Annotated in this window: 5 protein-coding genes; 3 read left to right on the top strand and 2 right to left on the bottom strand. The window is 75.1% G+C overall.

The annotated features are described in order from the left end of the window. Window positions 1-136 precede the first annotated feature (136 nt). Both ACFW1A_RS37870 and ACFW1A_RS37865 read right to left on the bottom strand, forming a co-directional pair. On the bottom strand, window positions 137-856 hold the full coding sequence (locus ACFW1A_RS37870) for a polysaccharide deacetylase family protein (RefSeq protein WP_380417740.1): 720 nt from the start codon (window positions 854-856) through the stop codon (window positions 137-139). Beyond that, a complete protein-coding gene (locus ACFW1A_RS37865; protein WP_380417738.1) occupies window positions 853-1962 on the bottom strand; it encodes a glycosyltransferase in 1110 nt (369 codons plus the stop codon). The genes ACFW1A_RS37870 and ACFW1A_RS37865 overlap by 4 nt, the downstream gene beginning before the upstream one ends. Before the next feature lie 378 nt (window positions 1963-2340). On the opposite strand from ACFW1A_RS37865, the gene ACFW1A_RS37860 reads away from it, so the two are divergent. The 3 genes from ACFW1A_RS37860 to ACFW1A_RS37850 form a co-directional block, all read left to right on the top strand. Beyond that, the gene (locus ACFW1A_RS37860) at window positions 2341-3018 is read left to right on the top strand and encodes a response regulator transcription factor (RefSeq protein WP_380417736.1); all 678 of its coding nucleotides are present in this window, start codon (window positions 2341-2343) and stop codon (window positions 3016-3018) included. Next, complete coding sequence (locus tag ACFW1A_RS37855; protein WP_380417734.1) at window positions 3011-4402, top strand: sensor histidine kinase; 1392 nt, start codon at window positions 3011-3013, stop codon at window positions 4400-4402. Before ACFW1A_RS37860 ends, ACFW1A_RS37855 begins: the two co-directional genes overlap by 8 nt. A 174-nt stretch (window positions 4403-4576) precedes the next feature. Further along, window positions 4577-5517 (top strand): sigma-70 family RNA polymerase sigma factor (locus ACFW1A_RS37850; protein WP_380417732.1); only part of this gene is annotated, 941 nt, incomplete at its 3' end.

The following is a 5517-nucleotide window of genomic DNA, read 5'->3' as shown; positions in this document are numbered from 1 at the left end:
TGATCCGCCCCCCACCTATAACTACACGACATACGTCGTCGGCCGCGTAAGTTTTTTAATAGACACTGGGTCCGGACACCCGTATGGCCCTGGGGACGACCGGCGTGCCGGTCGTCCCCAGGGCCCCGCGGAAGGCTCAGGCCACCAGCCCGTGCTCGCGCAGCGGTCCCACCTTGAGGCCCTGCTCCGCGCAGAGGTCCAGCAGTCGCGGCAGCGCACCCAGGGTGGAGCGCCAGGCCTGCGGGGCCGAGGTGCAGTCGGAGTCGTGCAGCAGGACGGTGCCGCCGGCCAGCGGGGCCCGGGTCACCGTGCGCAGCACCGAGTCGGCGGTGGCGCGGGCGGTCCAGTCCTGGCCCCAGTGGGTCCACAGCACGGTGCGCAGGTCGTTCTCGCGGGCCGCGTACAGGGCCGCGCTGTTCAGCACCCCGTACGGGGGCCGGTACCAGCGCGGCTGCTGGCCGGTGACCGAGGCGATCAGGTCGCGGGCCCGGCGCACGTCGTCGCGGGTGGCCCGGGGCGAGCGGATCAGCAGCGGGCGGTGCGCCCAGCCGTGCACCGCCACCTCGTGGCCGGCCGCGACCAGTTCGCGGCCCAGCTCGGGGGCCTTGAGCAGCATCTGGCCGAGCAGGAAGAAGGTGGCCTTGGTGCCGGTCTTCTCCAGTTCCGCGAGGAACTTCGGCGTGGAGGCCGGGTCGGGGCCGTCGTCGAAGGTCAGCGCGACGTGCCCGGGGTCGCCGGGGCCGCTGAGCCGCGGCGCCACCAGCGGACGGACCGGGCCGAGCGAGGTGAGGGCCGGCAGCCCGTGCGCCACCGCGAGTGCGCCGGCGGTCAGGCCGAGGATCTTGCCGGTCTTCACGAAGCTACCTCCAGCAGCGTTTCGGGCACACCGCCCGCCAGGGCGATGACCACGCGGTCCGCACTGTGCGCGGCGCGCGGCGCGGGGACGGGGCCGGTCTCCAGGGCCTCGACCAGCGCCTTGCCGAGCCGGCGCTCGCTGCGGATCCAGACCGCGAGCCCCGCCTCGTCGAGCGCGGCCGCGTTGGTCACCCCGTGGCCCGGCAGGCAACGGTAGCTGACCACCGGCACCCCGCTCGCCATCGCCTCCAGCGAGGTGAGCCCGCCGGCGTTCTGCACCACCACGTCGCTGGCCCGCAGCAGCGCGGGCATGTCGTCCACCCAGCCCAGCGCGACGCCGGTACCGGCCTGCTCCAGCTTCTGGCGCAGCGCCTCGTTGTGCCCGCAGACGGTGACCGGGACGGCGACCCCGGCGGCGGCTATCTCGCGGGCCGTCAGCTCGACCTCGCCGACGCCCCAGGAGCCGGCCGTGATCAGCGCGACGGGGCGGTCCAGCGGCAGGCCGAACCGGGTGCGCTCGCGGTCCACCTCGGCCTGCGAGCGGGCCGGGCGGAAGGTGGGGCCGACCAGCGGGCCGCAGATCTCCACGTCGGCGGCGCCGTGCTTGACCGCCTGGATCGCGGCCACGTCGTGCAGGGCCAGGTGCAGGTCCACGCCCTCGGCCACCCAGAGCGGGTGCACGGACATGTCGGTCAGGAAGGTGGCCACCGGGACCTGGAGCACGCCGCTCTTGCGCAGCCGGCCCAGCGCCTGGCTGGCCAGCGGGTAGGTGGAGACGATGGCGGTGGTCTCCGGACCGACCAGCTCCCGGGTGCGCCGGGCCGCGGCGGCGGCGAACAGCCGGCCGACCAGTCCGGAGGAGCCGCGGTGCTTCTCCAGCCCGCCCAGCAGCCAGCCCCAGGCCCAGGGCGCGACCTTCAGCTCCAGCGCGTAGCTGCCGCGCAGCAACCTGCCGCACCCGCGCGGCAGCAGGTCGAGGAAGTCGTGGCACTCGGCGTCGAACCCGGCCTCGCGCAGGCGGCGCACCAGCTCCCGGGCGGCGCCGTCGTGGCCGGCTCCCACGCTCGCGGAGACCACGGTGATCCGGCGCGGCAGTCTGGACCGCATCTGGCTCCTTCCAAGGTGGGTCCAACTGCACTGCTGAGCCCACGGTTTCACTGCGTCGTTCGGTGCTTCCCGGGACCTGGTCCGGTCGCGTCCGGTGGCGCGGTCCTCGGCCGCGCCGCCGCCGGACCGGCCCTGGGGTCAGGCCCGTGACGGTAGGACGCCCAGCCGCCTCTCATGTGGCGGCCAGCCGGACACCAGGTGTCCGAGCGCCGACGGCTCGACCAACTATCGGTAGAATCTGCGGAGATGACCGTTTTGTCCCCCCGTCGACCCCCCGCCGGACTTGCCACAGCATGGGTCGTCCCAGCTGAAGCCGAGCTGAAGACAGCTGAAGACCTCTTCAGCAAACGCTGATCCGCGCCTGCGATCCTTACCTCCATGCGGGTACTGGTGGTGGAGGACGAGCAGCGGCTGGCCGCGGCCCTGCAGCGTGGGCTGCAGGCCGAGGGCATGACGGTCGACGTGGCCCACGACGGCCCGCAGGGCCTGTGGCTGGCGGGTGAGCACGACTACGACGTGATCGTGCTGGACATCATGCTGCCCGGGGTCAACGGCTACCGGGTCTGCGCCCGGCTGCGCGCGGCCGGCAACGAGGCCGGGATCCTGATGCTCACCGCCAAGGACGGCGAGTACGACGAGGCCGAGGCACTGGACACCGGTGCCGACGACTTCCTCTCCAAGCCCTTCTCCTACGTGGTGCTGGTGGCCCGGCTGCGCGCGCTGGCCCGGCGCACCGGACGGCGCCGCCCGCAGACCCTGGAGTTCGGTGACCTGGTGATCGACCCGGCCCGGCACACCTGCGTCCGCGGCGGCACCCCGGTGAAGCTGACGGCCCGGGAGTTCGCGGTGCTGGAGTGCCTGGCCCGGCGGGCCGGCGAGGTGGTGCCCAAGCGCGAGATCCTGGAGCAGGTCTGGGACAGCGCCTTCGACGGCGACCCGAACGTGGTGGAGGTGCACGTCAGCGCGGTGCGGCGGAAGATCGACGCGCCGTTCGGGCGCAACGCGCTGGAGACGGTGCGCGGGGCCGGGTACCGGCTGGCGGCCGACGGTGGCTGACCGGACCGCCACCGGCCGGGTGCTGCGCCGGCTCCGTCCGGTGACGGTGCGGGCCCGGGCCACCCTGGGCGCCAGCTCGGTGGTGGCGGTCGCGCTGGCCATCGCCTCGTTCTCGCTGCTCGGCCTGCTCGACGCCAACCTGCTGCACAACGCCGAGAGCGACGCCGAGGCGCAGGCCACCGGAGTGGCCCAGCTGGCCCAGGACGGCCGGCTCACCCCGCAGCTGCCGCCCACCCACGGCGCCGACTTCCTGCAGGTGGTCGACGCGCACGGGGCCGTGCTGAGCTCCAGCCAGAACCTGGCGGGCCGGCCGGCCATCTCGGACCGGCTGCCCACCGTGCCCGGCACCGTCTTCAGCACCTGGGACATCAGCCCGCTCGGCTCCGAGCACCGCCAGCGGGTGGTGCAGGTGACCAGCGACACCGGCCAGGGCCTGGTCACCGTCTACGCCGGCACCTCGCTGCGGGACGTGGACGCCGCCGACACCACCACCGCGGCCGCGCTGCTGGTCGGCATGCCGCTGCTGCTGCTCACCGTGGCGGTGGTCACCTGGTGGGTGACCGGGCGGGCGCTGCAGCCGGTGGAGGCGATCCGGGCCGAGGTGGCCGCGATCAGCGACCGCGACCTGCACCGCCGGGTCCCGGTCCCGCAGACCCAGGACGAGGTGGCCCGACTGGCCGTCACCATGAACGCCACCCTGGACCGGCTGGACTCCTCCGGGCGGCGCCAGCGCCAGTTCATCGCGGACGCCTCGCACGAGCTGCGCAGCCCGCTCACCGTGCTGCGCACCCAGCTGGAGGTCGCGATGGCGGTGCGCGACCCGGCCGCCTGGCCGGAGCTGATCGGCGGCGCGCTGGAGGACACCGACCGCCTGCAGCGGCTGGCCGCCGACCTGCTGCTGCTGGCCCGGATCGACGCCGCCGAGCCGCTGTCGGCCGCGCCGCTGGAGCTGACCGAGCTGGTCGCCGAAGCGGTCTCCACCCGGCGCGGCGACCGCTGCCCGGTGACCGCCGAGCTGGCCGAGGGAGTCCTGGTGACCGGCAGCGGGCTGCTGCTCTCCCGGGTGGTGACCAACCTGCTGGACAACGCCCAGCGGTTCGCCGACCGGTCGGTGGGCGTGCGGCTGCGCGAACTGCCCAGCGCCCGGCTGGCGGTGCTGGAGGTCACCGACGACGGCCCGGGCATCCCGACCGAGGACCGGGAACGGGTCTTCGAGCGCTTCACCCGGCTGGACGACGCGCGCAGCCGCGACCACGGCGGGGCCGGCCTGGGCCTGGCCATCGCCCGCGACCTGGCCCGGCACCACCGCGGCACCCTCACCGCGGAGCCCGCCGAGTGCGGCGCCCGGCTGGTGGTGCGCCTCCCTCTGGCCGAACCGCGCTGACGCCACCCGCTGCCCGGCCACCGGGACCCGTTAGGGTCTGCAGCGGTCCGGGTTCGGCGAACGGGTGACGGCGTGACGGGGATCTCACCGGTTCCCCCGCGCAGGTTTCCGTTATCGACCGGGTCCGGCCGGGTCTCCCATCAGTGGACAGATCCTTGAGGAGAGTGGGCACGGGTGGACACGAACCGGCTGGGCGCGGACGGGCACGGTGACGAGGGGGCGCGGCGCGAGCTGCTGGCCGATCACCTGCCCCTGGTCTACAACGTGGTCGGCCGGGCGCTGAACGGGCACCCCGACACCGACGACGTGGTGCAGGAGACCATGCTGCGGGCGGTGGACGGGCTGCCCGCGCTGCGCGAGCCGTCGGCGCTGCGCAGCTGGCTGGTGGCGATCGCGATGAACCAGGTGCGCCACCGGCACCGCGCCAAGCAGGCCACCCGCACCGCCGGCTCGCTGGACGAGGCGCAGGAGCTGGCCGACCCGGCGGGCGACTTCGTCGGCCTGACGATCACCCGGCTCGGTCTGTCCGGCCAGCGCCGGGAGGTGGCCGAGGCCACCCGCTGGCTGGACGAGGGCGAGCGCGAGGTGCTGGCGCTCTGGTGGCAGGAGGCCGCCGGGCAGCTGACCCGCACCGAGCTGGCGGCCGCGCTGGAGCTGAGCCCGCAGCACACGGCGGTGCGGGTGCAGCGGGTCAAGGAGCGGTTGGACGCGGCCCGGCTGGTGGTGCGGGCGCTGGCGGCCGTGCCCGGCTGCCCGCAGCTGGCCGAGCTGACGGCGCGTTGGGACGGGGTGCCGGGGGCGCTGTGGCGCAAGCGGCTCGCCCGGCACGCGCGGGACTGCCGGGCCTGCCTCGGGCCGGCCCGGGACCAGGTGCCTGTCTCTTATACACATCTCCGACTGGCGCTGCTGCCGCTGCCGCGGCACACCGCCCTGCACCTGACGGCCGCCGCCTCCCCGGTCCGGCCCGGTCCGAGTGGCCGGTCCCCGCACGGGGCGCGGGCCGCGCAGCGGCAGCGACCGCCGGTGGGCCGCCGGGCGCTGGCCCGCGCCCGGGCCAGGGCGCGGGCGCGCGGTCGGCGCCGGGTGGCGGTGGCCACGCTCGCGGTCCTGGGCAC

It is taken from the genome of Kitasatospora sp. NPDC058965 (genome assembly GCF_042741245.1).
In the GTDB taxonomy this organism is placed as follows: Bacteria; Actinomycetota; Actinomycetes; order Streptomycetales; family Streptomycetaceae; genus Kitasatospora.
The sequence above is the reverse complement of the archived record's forward strand: the minus strand, read 5'-3'. Positions and strand labels throughout refer to the sequence as shown.

Coding starts and splice junctions, on each gene's coding strand:
- ACFW1A_RS37865 (WP_380417738.1), bottom strand. CDS start 1,962: ATGCGGTCCAGACTGCCGCGCCGGATCACCGTGGTCTCCGCGAGCGTG.
- ACFW1A_RS37860 (WP_380417736.1), top strand. CDS start 2,341: ATGCGGGTACTGGTGGTGGAGGACGAGCAGCGGCTGGCCGCGGCCCTG.